10 protein-coding genes are annotated in these 14,895 nt (G+C 70.2%); 6 read left to right on the forward strand and 4 right to left on the reverse strand.

Annotation, left to right across the window (positions count from 1 at the left end; genetic code table 11):
- Position 1: 1 nt before the first annotated feature.
- A complete protein-coding gene (locus AU194_RS10305) occupies positions 2 to 250 on the reverse strand; it encodes a mycoredoxin (protein WP_059089138.1) in 249 nt (82 codons plus the stop codon).
- Positions 251 to 331: 81 nt separating this feature from the next.
- On the opposite strand from AU194_RS10305, the gene AU194_RS10310 reads away from it, so the two are divergent.
- Both AU194_RS10310 and AU194_RS10315 read left to right on the forward strand, forming a co-directional pair.
- Positions 332 to 2,452, forward strand: coding sequence for an ATP-dependent DNA helicase UvrD2 (locus tag AU194_RS10310; protein WP_197417580.1), 2,121 nt, complete (start codon positions 332 to 334; stop codon positions 2,450 to 2,452).
- A 460-nt stretch (positions 2,453 to 2,912) separates the two neighbouring features.
- Positions 2,913 to 3,191 carry a WhiB family transcriptional regulator gene (locus tag AU194_RS10315; protein ID WP_059089139.1) on the forward strand — a complete coding sequence of 93 codons (279 nt, stop codon included), beginning with the start codon at positions 2,913 to 2,915 and terminating at the stop codon, positions 3,189 to 3,191.
- 19 nt (positions 3,192 to 3,210) lie between these two features.
- On the opposite strand, the gene AU194_RS10320 is transcribed toward AU194_RS10315, so the two are convergent.
- Together AU194_RS10320 and AU194_RS10325 are read right to left on the reverse strand one after the other, a co-directional pair.
- Positions 3,211 to 4,548, reverse strand: a complete 1,338-nt coding sequence (locus AU194_RS10320; protein ID WP_059089140.1) for an AarF/ABC1/UbiB kinase family protein — start codon at positions 4,546 to 4,548, stop codon at positions 3,211 to 3,213.
- Between the two features lie 22 nt (positions 4,549 to 4,570).
- Positions 4,571 to 5,422 (reverse strand): hypothetical protein, encoded by an 852-nt coding sequence (locus tag AU194_RS10325; protein ID WP_059089141.1) that lies wholly within the window; start codon positions 5,420 to 5,422, stop codon positions 4,571 to 4,573.
- Between the two features lie 132 nt (positions 5,423 to 5,554).
- Between AU194_RS10325 and AU194_RS10330 the strand changes: the two genes are divergently transcribed.
- The gene (locus AU194_RS10330) at positions 5,555 to 5,782 is read left to right on the forward strand and encodes a hypothetical protein (protein WP_059089142.1); all 228 of its coding nucleotides are present in this window, start codon (positions 5,555 to 5,557) and stop codon (positions 5,780 to 5,782) included.
- A 4-nt stretch (positions 5,783 to 5,786) separates the two neighbouring features.
- Here the strand turns inward: AU194_RS10330 and AU194_RS10335 are convergent, their stop codons facing one another.
- Positions 5,787 to 7,190 carry a zinc-dependent metalloprotease gene (locus AU194_RS10335; RefSeq protein WP_059089143.1) on the reverse strand — a complete coding sequence of 468 codons (1,404 nt, stop codon included), beginning with the start codon at positions 7,188 to 7,190 and terminating at the stop codon, positions 5,787 to 5,789.
- A 91-nt stretch (positions 7,191 to 7,281) separates the two neighbouring features.
- Here AU194_RS10335 and AU194_RS10340 point away from each other — a divergent pair, with 91 nt between their 5' ends.
- The 3 genes from AU194_RS10340 (at position 7,282) to AU194_RS10350 (ending at position 14,883) form a co-directional block, all read left to right on the forward strand.
- A complete protein-coding gene (locus tag AU194_RS10340; protein WP_059089182.1) occupies positions 7,282 to 8,310 on the forward strand; it encodes a PDZ domain-containing protein in 1,029 nt (342 codons plus the stop codon).
- Positions 8,311 to 8,396: 86 nt separating this feature from the next.
- Positions 8,397 to 11,414: a UPF0182 family protein gene (locus tag AU194_RS10345; protein WP_059089144.1), complete on the forward strand. Its 3,018-nt coding sequence runs from the start codon at positions 8,397 to 8,399 to the stop codon at positions 11,412 to 11,414.
- Positions 11,415 to 11,457: 43 nt separating this feature from the next.
- Positions 11,458 to 14,883 (forward strand): BTAD domain-containing putative transcriptional regulator, encoded by a 3,426-nt coding sequence (locus tag AU194_RS10350; protein WP_059089183.1) that lies wholly within the window; start codon positions 11,458 to 11,460, stop codon positions 14,881 to 14,883.
- Positions 14,884 to 14,895 lie beyond the last annotated feature (12 nt).

The raw sequence follows: 14,895 nt of genomic DNA on the forward strand, positions 1-14,895 counted from the left end.
ATCAGCGGCCGAGCTTGGCCTTGACGTCCTTGATGCTCGGGTTGGTCAGCGCCGAACCGTCGGGGAACTTCACCGTCGGCACGGTCTGGTTGCCGCCGTTGACCTTCATCACGAAGTCCGCGGCGGCGGGGTCGCGTTCGATGTCGACCTCGGTCCATTCGATGCCCTCGGCCTGCAGCGCCTTCTTCAATCGGACGCAGTAGCCGCACCACGTGGTGGTGTACATGGTCAGCGTGTCAGCAGCACTCATAAGACCTGCAACGTTACCGACCGCCCCGACATGCCCGACACGGACGGGCGGTTGTCGGTGGGCCCTGCCAAGATGGACCGCATGCCAGTCGAGGTCCCCACCTCGTCGCGGGAGCGGTTACTCGCCGACCTCGACGAGGAACAGCGCGAGGCCGTGCTGGCGCCCAGGGGGCCGGTCTGTGTGCTGGCCGGCGCGGGCACCGGCAAGACCCGCACCATCACCCGCCGCATCGCCCACCTGGTCGCCGCGGGCCACGTCGCACCCGGGCAGGTGCTGGCGGTGACGTTCACCTCCCGCGCCGCGGGGGAGATGCGGGCGCGGCTGCGCGCACTCGACCAGGAGGCAGGCGGCGTCGGCACGGGTGCGGTGCAGGCCATGACGTTCCACGCCGCTGCCCGCCGGCAACTGCGCTACTTCTGGCCACGCGTCGTCGGCGACACCAGCTGGCAGCTGCTCGACAGCAAGTTCTCCGTCGTCGCCCAGGCCGCCAACCGCGCCCGCATCCAGGCCGCCACCGACGACGTGCGTGACCTCGCCGGCGAGATCGAGTGGGCGAAGGCGTCGCTGATCAGCCCCGAGGCGTACCCGGCCGCCGTCGCGAAGGTCGGGCGCGACGTCCCGATGGACGCGGCGAAGGTGGCCGCCGTCTACGCGGGGTACGAGGCGCTCAAGGCCCGCAACGACGGCACCGCCCTGCTCGACTTCGACGACCTGCTGCTGCACACCGCCGCCGCGATCGAGAACGACGCCGCCGTGGCCGCCGAGTTCCGCGACCGCTACCGCTGCTTCGTCGTCGACGAGTACCAGGACGTCACCCCGCTGCAGCAGCGGGTGCTCGACGCGTGGCTCGGCCCCCGGGACGACCTCACGGTCGTCGGCGACGCCAACCAGACCATCTACTCGTTCACCGGCGCCACCCCGCGCTACCTGCTCGACTTCTCCCGCCGCTTCCCCGACGCCGCGGTGATCCGGCTCGAACGCGACTACCGCTCCACGCCGCAGGTGGTGTCGCTGGCCAACCGTGTCATCGCCGCCGCGCGCGGTCGCATGGCCGGCAGCAGGCTGCACCTGGTCGGCCAGCGTCCACCCGGCCCCAACCCCTCCTTCGCCGAACACCCCGACGAGGTGGCCGAGGCCGCCGCCGTCGCCAAGGACATCCGCAGGCTGCTCGACGCGGGCACCCCTGCCGCCGAGATCGCCGTGCTCTACCGCATCAACGCGCAGTCGGAGGTCTACGAGGAGGCGCTCACCGAAGCCGGGATCGCGTTCCAGGTCCGCGGCGGCGAGGGGTTCTTCAGCCGCCAGGAGATCCGCCAGGCCCTCGTCGCACTGCAGCGCGCCGCCGAACGCGACATCGACGGTGACGGTGACCTCGCGGCCGTCGTCCGCGCGGTGCTCGAACCGCTCGGGCTCACCGCCGAGCCGCCCGCCGGTACCCGCGCCCGCGAACGCTGGGAGGCGCTCACCGCGCTGGCCGAACTCGTCGACGAGGAGGTCGCGCTGCGCCCCGACCTCGACATCCGCGCGCTGGTCCACGAACTGCGCCAACGCGCCGACGCCCGGCACCCGCCGGTGGTCCAGGGCGTCACGCTGGCGTCGCTGCACGCGGCCAAGGGCCTGGAGTGGGACGCGGTCTTCCTCGTCGGGCTGGCCGACGGCACCCTGCCGATCTCGCACGCGCTCACCCACGGTCCCGAGAGCGAACCGGTGGAGGAGGAGCGTCGACTGCTCTACGTCGGAATCACCAGAGCGCGTGTGCATCTCACGCTGAGCTGGGCGCTGGCCCGCGCACCCGGCGGACGCCAGGGCCGTCGGCCCTCGCGGTTCCTCAACGGGGTGGCGCCGCACGCCGCGAACGAATCGTCGGCGAACCGCCCGCGTCGCGCCAAGGGGCCGACCCCGCGCTGCCGGGTCTGCAACGATCAACTCACGACACCGGCGTCAATAATGTTGCGCCGCTGCGAAACCTGTTCGGCCGACATCGACGAAGACCTGCTCGCCGCGCTCAAAGAGTGGCGGCTCAAGGTGTCCAAGGAACTGAAAGTGCCGGCGTTCGTGGTGTTCACCGACAACACGCTGATCGCGATCGCCGAATCGCTGCCGACCGACGAGGCGGCGCTGGTCGCGATCCCCGGCATCGGCGCCCGCAAGCTCGAGCAGTACGGCGCCGACGTCCTCGCTCTGGTGCACGCGCGCGGCTGAGACTGCCAACCATCGCAAAAATCGCGCCAAAACCGCTGGTAGAAAAAAGGTTGTGCGGTTTCGCTGTTAGGCTCTAGCCTCAAGATCACACGTTGGGCGGAGAGCGGAAAGGAGAGTGCCCGAAATCATGTACAGCAATTTCATGTACAGCGGCGTAGCCGTCGCCGGCGCCGCGCGCACCCTCCGACCCGTCGCACCCATCTCCGTTGCGGCATGGCACGCCCCGGCACCGCACGCTGCCATTCCCGCGCAGCGTAAGCGCCGTGCCGCTACTGCCGCGACCCGACGTCCGTGGAGCGGGGCTCACCTCAGGTAAGCCCCCATCAAGCCGAAATGGCCACGGACCCGCAGTCGCCGGATCCGTGGCCACAGTCTTTTCGGGACTTCCCCCGAAGACCTGGTCTGCAGATCCAGCCAAGACAGATGGCCGAGGAACCAACGACCAGGAAGCAGGAAGTTCATGTCTGTGGAGACATGCCTCGACAGAGTGTTACCCGAACTGCCGTGCCACGTCGGAGATCCCGACCTGTGGTTCGCCGAGAACCCCGGGGACCTCGAACGCGCCAAGACGCTGTGCGCGGACTGCCCGATCCGCAGGGAGTGCCTGGCGGCGGCGTTGGAGCGTCAGGAACCGTGGGGCGTGTGGGGCGGCGAGATCTTCGAACGCGGCACCGTCATCGCCCGCAAGCGTCCGCGTGGCCGCCCGCGCAAGAACGCGAAAGGCTCTGTCGCCGCGTGACATTCGTCCGACCCCGGCGCTACGACGCGTCGGGGTCGGCGAATCCGGGCACCATCTCGTCGGCGATGCGTCGCGTGTCGACGTGCGCATCCAGCTGACACGAGATCGCCACGATCGACGCGATCACCCGCATCGGGATCGCCATCTTGGGCGGGATGTCCATCTGGCGGGCGGTCTTGATCTGGCCCGCCGCCTTGTCCAACTCCAGCGTCGTCATCCGCTGCAGCCACTTGCGGGTGTAGTGGAAGACCGGCACTTCCAGCGGCTCGACGTACTGCTTGAGCATGTCGTCGATCTCGCGGATGGAGACCTGCTGCCCCTTCTGGATGAACCCGGCCTGCTCCATGGTCGGCAGCAGTTTGTCGTAGTCCTTGTCGACGGCGTAACGCAGGAGCCGACCGAGCTCGACGGGCCAGCCACCGGGCATCGGTGCCACCGCGCCGAAGTCGATGATCCCCATCTTGTCGCCGGGCATCAGCATGAAGTTGCCGGGGTGCGCGTCGCCGTGGACCATCCCGAGCCGGTTCGGGGCGTCATCGCAGAACTCGAACAGCCGGGTGGCCATCAGGTCGCGCTGCTCCTGGGTGCCCTCACGGATGATGTGCGACAGCGGGATCCCGTCGATCCATTCCTGGACGACGACCTTCGGGGCGCTGGCGACGACTTTGGGCACCACGAACTTCGGGTCACCCTCGTAGGCCTTGGCGAAGGCGCGCTGATTCTCCGCCTCCAGCCGGTAGTCGAGCTCCATCTCGGTGCGCTCGATGAGTTCGTCGACCACGCCCTGCACGTCGGCGCCGGGTGCGAGCTGCTTGAGCACGCTGACCATGCGCTGCATGGTCTTGAGGTCGGCGCGCAGGGCCTCGTCGGCGCCGGGGTACTGGATCTTGACGGCGACCTGACGGCCGTCGGCCCAGACGGCCTTGTGTACCTGGCCGATGCTGGCCGAGGCGATCGACGTGTCGTCGAAGGAGGCGAAGCGTTCGCGCCACTTGGTGCCCAGCTGGGCGTCGAGGACGCGGTGCACCTTCGCCGCGGGCAGCGGTGGGGCGTCCTTCTGCAGTTTGGTCAGCGCCTCGCGGTACGGCTTGCCGTACTGCTCGGGGATCGCGGCCTCCATCACAGAGAGCGCCTGTCCGACCTTCATGGCGCCGCCCTTGAGTTCACCGAGCACGGTGAACAACTGCTGGGCCGCCTTGTCCATCAGTTCGGCGTTGACCTCGTCGCGTGACTTACCGGTCAGCCGTTTGCCGAAGCCCAACGCCGCGCGCCCGGCCATGCCGACCGGCAGGCTCGCCAGCTTCGCGTTGCGGGCGGCGCGCCCGCGCTTGATGTCTGCCACCAGACCATCATCCACGACGGCGGGGGTGATACCGACGTCAGCAGGTGCAGCGCGGATGCCGCGACCACCGCCGCACGACTGTGGTGTGGCTGCCGACGTCGAATTCCCAGGTGGTGTTCGTGGCATCGGGGTCGGCTGCCGCAGACGGGTCCCCGGTCTCCCGGACCGCGCGCAGCACCCGGTGGATCCGCTCGAGCGCGACCGCCGCGGTGGCCAGCACCGTGGCCCGGTCCGCGGTGCCGACGGTGCCGCGCAGCTGGGCCGCGACGACGGGCCAGGCCGCGTCGCGGTCGCTGCGGTGCAGGTCGGCGCAGGTCAGACAGCTGGTGCGGCCGGGGAAGACCAGCGGCCCGACGAGCCCGCACCCGTCGCGCACCCGCACCGGCAGGTGCGCCGTCTGTGCGGAGTGCAGATCGCGCACCACCCGGGGTTCGGCCACCAGGTAGTCGGCCAGCACGACGAGGTCGGTGGTCTCGGGTGGGGCGGGCGCCTTCGGTGCGCGGGTGTGCCCGACGCGGGCTCCCGAACAGCGCAGGCTCGCGACCAGCAGATCCGACAGCGGTCCGCGACCGTGGATCCGCACGGTGGGGGTGCGGTTGCGGTGCGCGGCGGCGACGGTGAGCACACCGGCTTCGGTGAGCGCGGCGACGCGCACGGCCAGGTCCGCAGGGTCGGGGGTGCCACGGCGGTGCGCCTCGGCATACAGGTCGGGCATCGTCATCCCGGGCTGCAGCGTGCGGACGAGGTCGGCCAGCGCCGCGGCGGTCAACCCCTCGGGCGGGCGGACGAGCACGGCGCGGCGCGGATCCCACCCGACCTGCACGGCGCCGTCGGGCCGCAGCAGGACGGGCAGCGCGGGGTCGAGTACGTAGCTCGGCAGAGCGGACATGGGGTGACGATGCCACGGGCCGGACCGGCCTCGGCGCGGTTGTCCCCAGGCCTGTGGATAACCCGTTGTGGAGCCTCGTCCGCGGCCGGTGACCGGCCTAGACTTGATGCACACCTTGAGGAGGTGTGCGCCATGAGGAAACTCCTCGTCACCGTGGCCACGCTCGCGGTGTCAGCGGGAATCGCACTGGTCGGCGCCGGAAACGCGACCGCCAACGACGACCCCGGACTGTGCTGGAACGGCTGGATCTGGACCGCGTGCGTATCAGGGCCGGGCTGGGTCGACTGGAAACCGTGGCACGGCTGGAATCCCGGCCATGGACCGTGGGACTGGCATCACGGCGGGAAGCACTGGAAGTAGCCTGCTAGCTCTTCGGGTCTCCGTCGTCGGGGTCGGTGTCGTCGGCACGGTCGGCGTCGAAGTCGCTGAAGGCCTCTTCGATCGCGCTGTCGATGCCGCTGGTGTCGCCGCCGACCATCCGGTCGATGAACGCGGCCGGTTCGTCGAGGTCGGCCGATGAGGGCAGCAGATCCGGGTGCTGCCACACCCCGTCGCGCGCATCGGCGCCGACGGCCTCGGTGAGCCGCTCCCACAGCGTCGCGGCCTCGCGCATCTTGCGGGGCCGCAACTCCAGCCCGACCAGGGTCGCGAACGTCTGCTCGGCCGGGCCGCCGGTCGCCCGCCGCCGGCGCATCGTCTCCGAAAGCGCGACGGTGCCGGGGATGCGGTCGCCCAGCGCGGAACTCACCGCGGTCTGCACCCAGCCCTCGATCAGCGCGAGCAGTGTCTCCAGCCGTTCCAGCGCCGCGACCTGCTCGGGGGTGGCCTTCGGTTCGAAGATGCCCTGGTTGAGCAGCTGCTCCATCTGCGTCGGGTCGGTCAGCGCGGCCGGGTTGATGCCCTGGGCCAGATCCTCGATCCCGCTCATGTCGACCTTCATGCCGCGCGCGAACGCCTCGACCGCCGACAGCAGCTGACTCGACAGCCACGGCACGTGGCTGAACAGCCGGTGGTGGGCGGCCTCGCGGGCGGCGAGGAACGTCAGCACCTCACTGCGCGGTTGCTCGAGCCCTTCGGAGAACGCCTCGACCGCTTCGGGCAGCAGCGCCGCGACCCCCTTGGGGCCGAGCGGCAGCCCGATGTCGGTGGACGTCAGCACCTCCTTGGACAGCTTGCCGAGCGCCTGTCCGAGTTGCGAGCCGAACGCCATCCCGCCCATCTGCGACATCATCGCCATCAGCGGGCCGGCCATGGCGCGCGCTTCTTCCGGCAGCGCCGAGGCCCACACCGTGGAGATCTGCTCGGCCACCGGATCGCACAGCCGCTTCCACGTCTCGAGCGTGTGGTCGATCCAGTCGCTCGGCGTCCAGGCCACCGAGCGGGTGGTGCCCGCGGGCAGCGGGGTCACCCCGTCGAGCCACGTCTCGGCGAGCCGCACCGCGTCGGCGATGGCCGTCCGGGTCTGCTCGGGCACCGGTGCCACGAAGCCGATCGCGCTGGACGCCAGCTGGCGGGCGAGGTCGTAGTTGACCGGTCCGGACTGCTGGCCGCCGCCCATGGATCCGCCTGCGCCGCTGAACATCTCACCGAGTTTGGTGAAGATCTGCCCGAGGTCGGACATGTCGAATCCGGCGCCGCCCTGGCCGAACATCCCGCCGAACGGATCCGACGGCGAACCGCCCGAACCGGACCCCCCGTCGGGGTCCTTCTTGGGTTTGTCTCGGTCGGGGTCGTCGCCGGCGGAGAAGCCGAACGGCAGGTCAGCCATGTCGTCAACGGTACTCACCGACGCCGGGTGATGGGGTGTGGCGGGTCACGCTGTCAGTGAACGGTGGGTGTGCTCCCTTACTGTGGGCGGCGTGAACAGGCGGATTATGACGCTGCTGATCGCGCTCGTCCCGGTCGTGGCGTTCGGCGTGCTGCTCTCTGCGGTGACGGTTCCGTTCGTGTCGCTGGGTCCCGGCCCGACGTTCAACACCCTCGGCGAGGTCGACGGTAAAGAGGTCGTCGACATCATCGGGACCGAGGTCAAGCCCACCTCGGGGCATCTGAACATGACGACGGTGGCGCAGCGCGACGGATTGACGCTCGGTCAGGCGCTGACTCTGTGGCTGTCCGGACGCGAACAGCTGGTGCCCCGCGAACTGGTCTATCCGCCCGACAAGACCAAAGACGAGATCGACGAGGCCAACACCGTCGATTTCCGCAACTCCGAGGACAACGCCGAATACGCCGCGCTGTCGTACCTGAAGTACCCGCGCGCGGTCACCGTGCAGAGCGTCACCGACCCTGGGCCGTCGGCGGGCAAGCTCAAAGACGGCGACGCGATCGACGCCGTCAATGGCAAACCGGTCGCCAACGTCGAGGAGTTCCAGGCGCTGCTGAAGGCGACCAAACCCGGCGATCAGGTGGTCCTGGACTTCCGGCGCAAGGACGAGAACGACCCGCTCGGCACCACGACGGTCACGCTCGGCAAGAACGAGGACCGTGACTACGGCTACCTCGGCATCGGCGTGGTCGACGCGCCGTGGGCGTCGTTCAAGATCGGCTTCAACCTGGCCAACATCGGCGGTCCGTCGGCGGGGCTGATGTTCAGCCTCGCGGTGATCGACAAGCTCACCACCGGCGACCTCAACGACGGCAAGTTCGTCGCGGGCACCGGCACCATCAACGGCGACGGCGAGGTGGGGCCGATCGGCGGCATCACCCACAAGATGCTGGCCGCGCGCGAAGCCGGTGCGACGGTGTTCCTGGTGCCCGCCGACAACTGCGCCGAGGCGAAATCGGATCCGCAGGACGGGCTCGAGCTTGTCAAGGTGGGAACGCTGACCGACGCTGTCGACGGGCTCAACGCGATTTCCGCTGGTGGCGAACCGCCACGGTGCTGACTGCCCAGCGGGGGGTCCATGCGTAGAGTTAGGGCACGTCGGTGACGACGTCCCCCCTTTCCCGTGAGTGAAACTGGAGACTTCAAGTGGCTATGCGGCCCCCGGCGAGGATGCCGAAGCTGACGCGACGAAGCCGGATCCTGATCGGTGTCGCCCTCGTCGCGGTGGTGCTGCTGCTGATCGGACCACGGTTCGTCGACACCTACGTCAACTGGCTGTGGTTCGGGGAACTCGGGTACCGCTCGGTGTTCACCACGGTGCTCGTCACCCGCGTCGTGGTCTTCCTGATCGTCGCGCTGCTCATCGGCGCGATCGTGTTCGCCGGTCTGGCACTGGCGTATCGCACCCGGCCCGTCTTCGTCCCGACGGTCGGCCCCAACGATCCGATCGCCCGCTACCGCACCACGGTGATGTCGCGGCTGCGCCTGTTCGGTCTCGGCATCCCGGCGTTCATCGGCATCCTGTCCGGCATCGTCGCGCAGAGCTACTGGGTGCGCATCCAGCTGTTCCTGCACGGTGGCGACTTCGGTGTCACCGACCCGCAGTTCGGGCTCGACCTCGGGTTCTACGCCTTCGATCTGCCGTTCTACCGGCTGGTGCTGAGCTACCTGTTCGTCGCGACGTTCCTGGCGCTGATCGCGAACCTGCTCGGGCACTACCTGTTCGGCGGCATCCGGCTCACCGGACGCAGCGGCGCGCTGACCCGCTCGGCGCGCATCCAGCTCGTCACGCTCGTCGGCATCCTGGTGCTGCTCAAGGCATTCGCGTACTGGCTGGACCGTTACGAACTGCTCAGCCACACCCGCGGCGGTAAACCGTTCACCGGCGCCGGCTACACCGACATCAACGCCGTGCTGCCCGCCAAGCTGATCCTGCTGGCGATCGCGGTGATCTGCGCGGTCGCGGTGTTCTCCGCGATCTTCCTGCGCGACCTGCGGATCCCGGCGATCGGCGTGGTGCTGCTGCTGCTGTCGTCGCTGGTGGTCGGCGCGGGCTGGCCGCTGGTGGTCGAGCAGTTCAGCGTCAAGCCGAACGCCGCGCAGAAGGAGAGCGAGTACATCTCGCGCAGCATCACCGCGACCCGGCAGGCCTACGGGCTGACCGAGGAGACCGTCACCTACCGCGACTACCCGGGCAACGCCCCGGCGACCGCGCAGCAGGTCGCCGCCGACCGGGCCACCACCTCGAACATCCGCGTGCTCGACCCGAACATCGTCAGTCCCGCGTTCACCCAGTTCCAGCAGGGCAAGAACTTCTACTTCTTCCCCGAGCAGCTGGCCATGGACCGCTACCGCGACGACGACGGCAACCTGCGCGACTACGTCGTCGCCGCCCGCGAACTCAACCCGGACCGGTTGATCGACAACCAGCGCGACTGGATCAACCGCCACACCGTGTTCACCCACGGCAACGGGTTCATCGCCTCCCCGGCGAACACGGTGCGCGGGATCGCCAACGACCCCAACCAGAACGGTGGCTACCCGGAGTTCCTGGCGAGCGTGGTGGGCGCCAACGGCGCCATCGTCTCGCCCGGCCCCGCACCGCTGGATCAGCCGCGTATCTACTACGGCCCGGTCATCGCCAGCACCACCGACGACTACGCAATCGTCGGGGAGAACGGCAATCCGCGCGAATACGACTACGAGAACAACGTCGAGACCCGCAACTACACCTACACCGGTTCCGGTGGCGTGCCGATCGGCAACTGGCTGACCCGCAGCCTGTTCGCCGCCAAGTTCGCCGAGCGGAACTTCCTGTTCTCCACCGTGATCGGCGAGAACAGCAAGATCCTGTTCAACCGCGACCCCGCCGACCGGGTGGAGGCCGTCGCGCCGTGGCTCACCACCGACACCACGGTGTACCCGGCGATCGTCAACAAGAAGATCGTGTGGATCGTCGACGGCTACACCACGCTGGACAACTACCCGTACTCGGAGCTGACCTCGCTGTCGTCGGCGACGGCGGACTCCAACGAGGTGGCCGTCAACCGGCTGGCGCTCAACAAGCAGGTCTCCTACATCCGCAACTCGGTGAAGGCCACCGTCGACGCCTACGACGGCACGGTCACGCTGTACGCCCAGGACGAGGACGACCCGGTGCTGCAGGCGTGGATGAAGGTCTTCCCGGACACCGTCAAACCGAAGAGCGAGATCTCCGCGGAGCTGCGCGACCACCTGCGCTACCCCGAGGACCTGTTCAAGGTGCAGCGCGCGCTGCTGGCGAAGTACCACGTCGACGACCCGGTGACGTTCTTCTCGACGTCGGACTTCTGGGACGTGCCGCTGGATCCGAACCCGACGGCGAGCAGCTTCCAGCCGCCGTACTACATCGTGGCCAAGGACCTCGCCGAGAACAACAGTCAGGCGGCGTTCCAGCTGACCAGTGCGATGAACCGGTTCCGCCGCGACTTCCTCGCCGCGTACATGAGCGCGAGTTCGGATCCGGAGAACTACGGCCAGATCACGGTGTTGACGATTCCGGGTCAGGTCAACGGTCCGAAGCTGGCGTTCAACGCGATCAGCACCGACACCGCGGTCAGCCAGGACCTGGGCGTGATCGGCCGCGACAACCAGAACCGGATCCGGTGGGGCAACCTGCTGACCCTGCCGGTCGGCCCGGGCGGTCTGCTCTACGTCGCGCCGGTGTACGCCTCGCCGGGTACCAGCGACGCGGCGTCGACGTATCCGCGCCTGATCCGCGTCGCGATGTTCTACAACGACCAGGTCGGGTACGGCCCGACGGTGCGTGACGCGCTGACCGATCTGTTCGGTCCCGGCGCGGACGCCACGGCGGTCGGCCCGGCGCCGGCCAACCTGCCCGACGGTCAGGCCGCCCCGCAGGCACCCGCCGACGGTCAGCAGCCCGCCGCCCAGACCCCCGGCGGCAATCAGGCCGGTCGCGCGCCGGCCCCGCCGCCGGCGGCCGCCGTCCCGGGTCCCTCGGGACCGCAGCAGCTCTCGGAGGCCAAGGCCTCGGCGCTGCAGGAGGTGCAGGAGGCGATGAGCGGTCTGCAGGACGCCCAGCGCACCGGCAACTTCGCTGATTACGGCGAGGCGCTGCAGCGGCTGGACGACGCGATGAACAAGTACCGCGAGACGCGCTGAGCCGAAGCGGAACTGCCCTTAAGCTCGTCGGGTGCAGTTTCGCTTGCTGGGACCGCTGCAGGTTGTGCATGCGGACTGCCCGGTCGACATCGGCCCGCCGAAGCAGCGCGCGGTGCTGGCCGTGCTGCTGCTCGCGGCCGGGCGGGTGGTGTCGGTCGACCGGCTGATCGACGCGGTCTGGGGTGACGACGCCCCGGGGAGCGCGACGGCCAGCCTGCAGGCCTACATCTCCAACCTGCGCCGCGCCCTGCGCGACGGCAGCCACGGCCATGTGGCGTCGCCGATCGTGCGGCAGCCGCCCGGCTACTACCTCGACGTCGAACCCGGTCAGCTCGACCTCGCGCTGTTTGCTGCCGCGTGCGCGAAGGCGGCGGCCGCCGTGGACGGCGGGGAGTGGGCCGACGCGCTCGCCGCGACCGACGAGGCGCTGGCCTGCTGGCGCGGACCGTTGCTGGCGGATATGGCCGACGAACCGTGGGTGGCCGACGAGGCGGCCAGGGCCGATCAGCTGCGGTCGGACTGTCTCGACGCGCGGATCACCGCACTACTCGCGCTGGGCCGGGTGCCGCAGGCGTTGACGGCTGCGGCCGAATTGCGCTCGGCCGCACCGCTGGCCGACCGCGGGTGCTGGCTGCACATGCTCACGCTGTACCGGGCCGGCCGGGTGACCGACGCGCTCGACGTCTACACCCGCCACGCCACCCTGCTCGACGACGAACTCGGCGTGCAGCCCGGCCGCGAGGTGCGCGATCTGCAGACCGCGATGCTGCGGCAGGCACCCGAGTTGGCGGCCTGGCCCCGCTCCCCGGAGTGGACCGGCGCCGGTGAGGTGGCCACCCCCGCCGCACCCGCGTTCGAACCGGAGCCGCGGCCGGGGGTGCCGCGGCGCGGCGCCCTGATCGGGCGTGACCGCGAATTGTCGTTGGCCGCAGACGTGCTCGCCGATGTCGCGGCGGGCTCGTCGCGGTGGCTGGTGCTGTCGGGTCCGGCAGGGATCGGCAAGACCCGGTTGGCCGAGGAGATCGCTGAGCGGGTGGTCGCCGACGGCGGCGACATGGTGTGGGTCAGCTGCCCCGACGAGCGCGGCACGCCGCCGTGGTGGCCGATGCGGCAGTTGGTGCGGGCGCTGGGCGCCGATCCCGACGAGGTGGGGAGGGTGCCGCAGGACACCGACCCGGACACCGTGAGATTCCGTGTCTACGAACGCATTCAGACGCTGCTGGAGTCGAATCCGCGCACCCTCGCGGTGGTGATCGACGACGTGCAGTGGGCCGACACCACGTCGGCGGCGTGTCTGGCCTACATCGCGGGCGCCCTGCGGGACCGGCCGGTGGCGATGATCCTGACCGTCCGCGACGGCGACCACAGCGCCGAGGTGTCCCGGCTGATGACCACCGTCGCCCGAGGCGTCCGTAACCGGCACGTGGCCGTCCCCGCGCTGTCCACCGAAGACGTTGTCGCACTGGCGAATCAGGTCGCCGACGATCCGGTGTCCGACGACGAGGCGGCGTTGCTGGCCCATCGCACCGGCGGCAACCCGTTCTTCGTGTCCGAATACGCGCGGCTGCCGAAGGCCGACCGGGTGGGCAGCGAGATCCCGGTCGCGGTGAAATCGGTGCTGGACCGCCGACTGGCGGGGCTCGAGCCCGACGTCGTACAGGTACTGCGCATCGCAGCGGTCATCGGCGACGCCCTGGACTCCGACGCCGTGCCGGTCCTCGCGCGCGCGACCGGGATGGACGTCGACACCCTGGCCGACCACCTCGACGCCGCGGCCGACGAGCGGATCGTCATCGCCGCGCACACCGGCGACGGCTACACGTTCGCGCACGGACTGCTGCGCGACCATCTCATCGCCGGAATCCCGCCGCTGCGCCGGCAACGGCTGCACGCCAAGATCGCCGACGTGCTCGACGGCAGTACCGCCGAGGGCGCGCTGACCCGCCGGGCCCAGCACCTCATCGCCGCACAACCGCTCGTCGACGCCGCCGCGGTGGTGCAGGCGTGCCGGCTGGCGGCCGAGGACGCCACCGCGCGGTGGAGTTCGGACATCGCGGCGGCGTGGTGGCAGGCCGCCCTGGACGCCTACGATCGGCTGCCCGCGGCGGCGCGGTCGGAGGAGGAGCGCGACGGGCTGACCGTGGCCCTGCTGGAGGCACATTCGCGCGCGGGCCGGGGCCGGCTGGTCCTCGAGACCGTCGCCGCACAGCTGCGAGATGCGGTGCGCACCGGGCGCGCCGCGACGACCGGGCGGTTGGCGAGCGCGCTGCTGCGGGCCAGCGGGGGCTGGCCGTGGTTGGCGCCCGGTCATGATCCGGGAGAACTACTTTCGCTGTTGGAGCGGGCCGCGGTACTGGCCGAGAGCGACCCGGCGGCCGGGGCGCGGGTGCGGGCGGCGCTGGCTGTCGGGCACTGCTACCACCCCGACGCGGGGGTCTCGGCCGGCCATCTGGAACGGGCCGCGAAGTTGGCCGCCGTCACCGGTGACCGCGACATCATCGCCGACGTCCTGATGGGTCGGTTGATCACCTACTCCGGGGTGGCCGCCTACAGTCACCGGACGCTGGAGTGGGTCGACGAGCTCGATGAGTTGGGGCACAGCCGATCCCGCGAGGACACCGTCATCGCGCACTCGGTGGCGACGATGGCCGCGGCGAACTTGACCGAGATCGGCCTGGTGGAAAAGCATCTGCGCGAGGGCATTTCGGGGAGCGAAGAGCTGCGGCTGCCGGTGCTGCGCGCACAGCTGCGCTGGATGGAGGCGGTGCTGGCGGTGTGGCGCGGGGACTTTGCCGAAGCCGAACGCCACCACCGGATCGCGGCGGAGGTCCACGAGCAGACCGAACTGTACGAGGCGGGCAGCGGTCTGGTGGCCGCGGTGACGCTGATCCGCGAGAAGGGCGAACCGGTCGCTCCGGGGTGGCCGGGCCTGCGCGCCGACACCGAGAGCGGGGGACAGGGGATGGTCGGCCTGGTGCACACCGCGCTGCTGACCGTCGAGTCCGGCGACGAGGCGCGCGCCCAGGCGGCCGTGCGACTGCAGGCGTGGGCGGTCAAAGCGCACCGCGAGCATGTGTGGACCACCCTCGGGCACACCACCTTGCTGGCCCACCTGGCGTGCGACTACGGGTTCGCCGAATACGCACCGACGCTGCTGGCCGAGTTGATCCCGTTCACCGACCGCATCGCGGTGATCGGGCAGGTCGGCGTGGTGGGTCCGGTGGCGCTGGCCACCGCGCGGCTGTACGCGCTGACCGGGGACGCCGAGCGCGCGCTGGCCGACCTCGCCGAGGCCGAGGCGATCGCCACCCGCACCGGCGCCGCGCCGACGCTGCTGCGGTGCCGTCTGCTGCGGTGCGAACTGGCCACGGATGGGCCGGAGCGGGCGGCGATGGCCCGCGCGGTCGCCGCGGACGCCGAGGCGTTGGGCATGCGCGGTGTCGCCGACCTGGCCCGCAAGCTCACCTGAGCGGGGCTTGGA

Source organism: Mycobacterium sp. GA-2829, from assembly GCF_001499965.1.
Taxonomy (GTDB): Bacteria; Actinomycetota; Actinomycetes; order Mycobacteriales; family Mycobacteriaceae; genus Mycobacterium.

What these genes read in the sequence shown, in the direction of transcription:
- AU194_RS10305 (WP_059089138.1), bottom strand. Translation starts at nt 250, where the DNA reads ATGAGTGCTGCTGACACGCTGACCATGTACACCACCACGTGGTGCGGC.
- AU194_RS10310 (WP_197417580.1), top strand. Translation starts at nt 332, where the DNA reads ATGCCAGTCGAGGTCCCCACCTCGTCGCGGGAGCGGTTACTCGCCGAC.
- AU194_RS10315 (WP_059089139.1), top strand. Translation starts at nt 2,913, where the DNA reads ATGTCTGTGGAGACATGCCTCGACAGAGTGTTACCCGAACTGCCGTGC.
- AU194_RS10325 (WP_059089141.1), bottom strand. Translation starts at nt 5,422, where the DNA reads ATGTCCGCTCTGCCGAGCTACGTACTCGACCCCGCGCTGCCCGTCCTG.
- AU194_RS10330 (WP_059089142.1), top strand. Translation starts at nt 5,555, where the DNA reads ATGAGGAAACTCCTCGTCACCGTGGCCACGCTCGCGGTGTCAGCGGGA.
- AU194_RS10335 (WP_059089143.1), bottom strand. Translation starts at nt 7,190, where the DNA reads ATGGCTGACCTGCCGTTCGGCTTCTCCGCCGGCGACGACCCCGACCGA.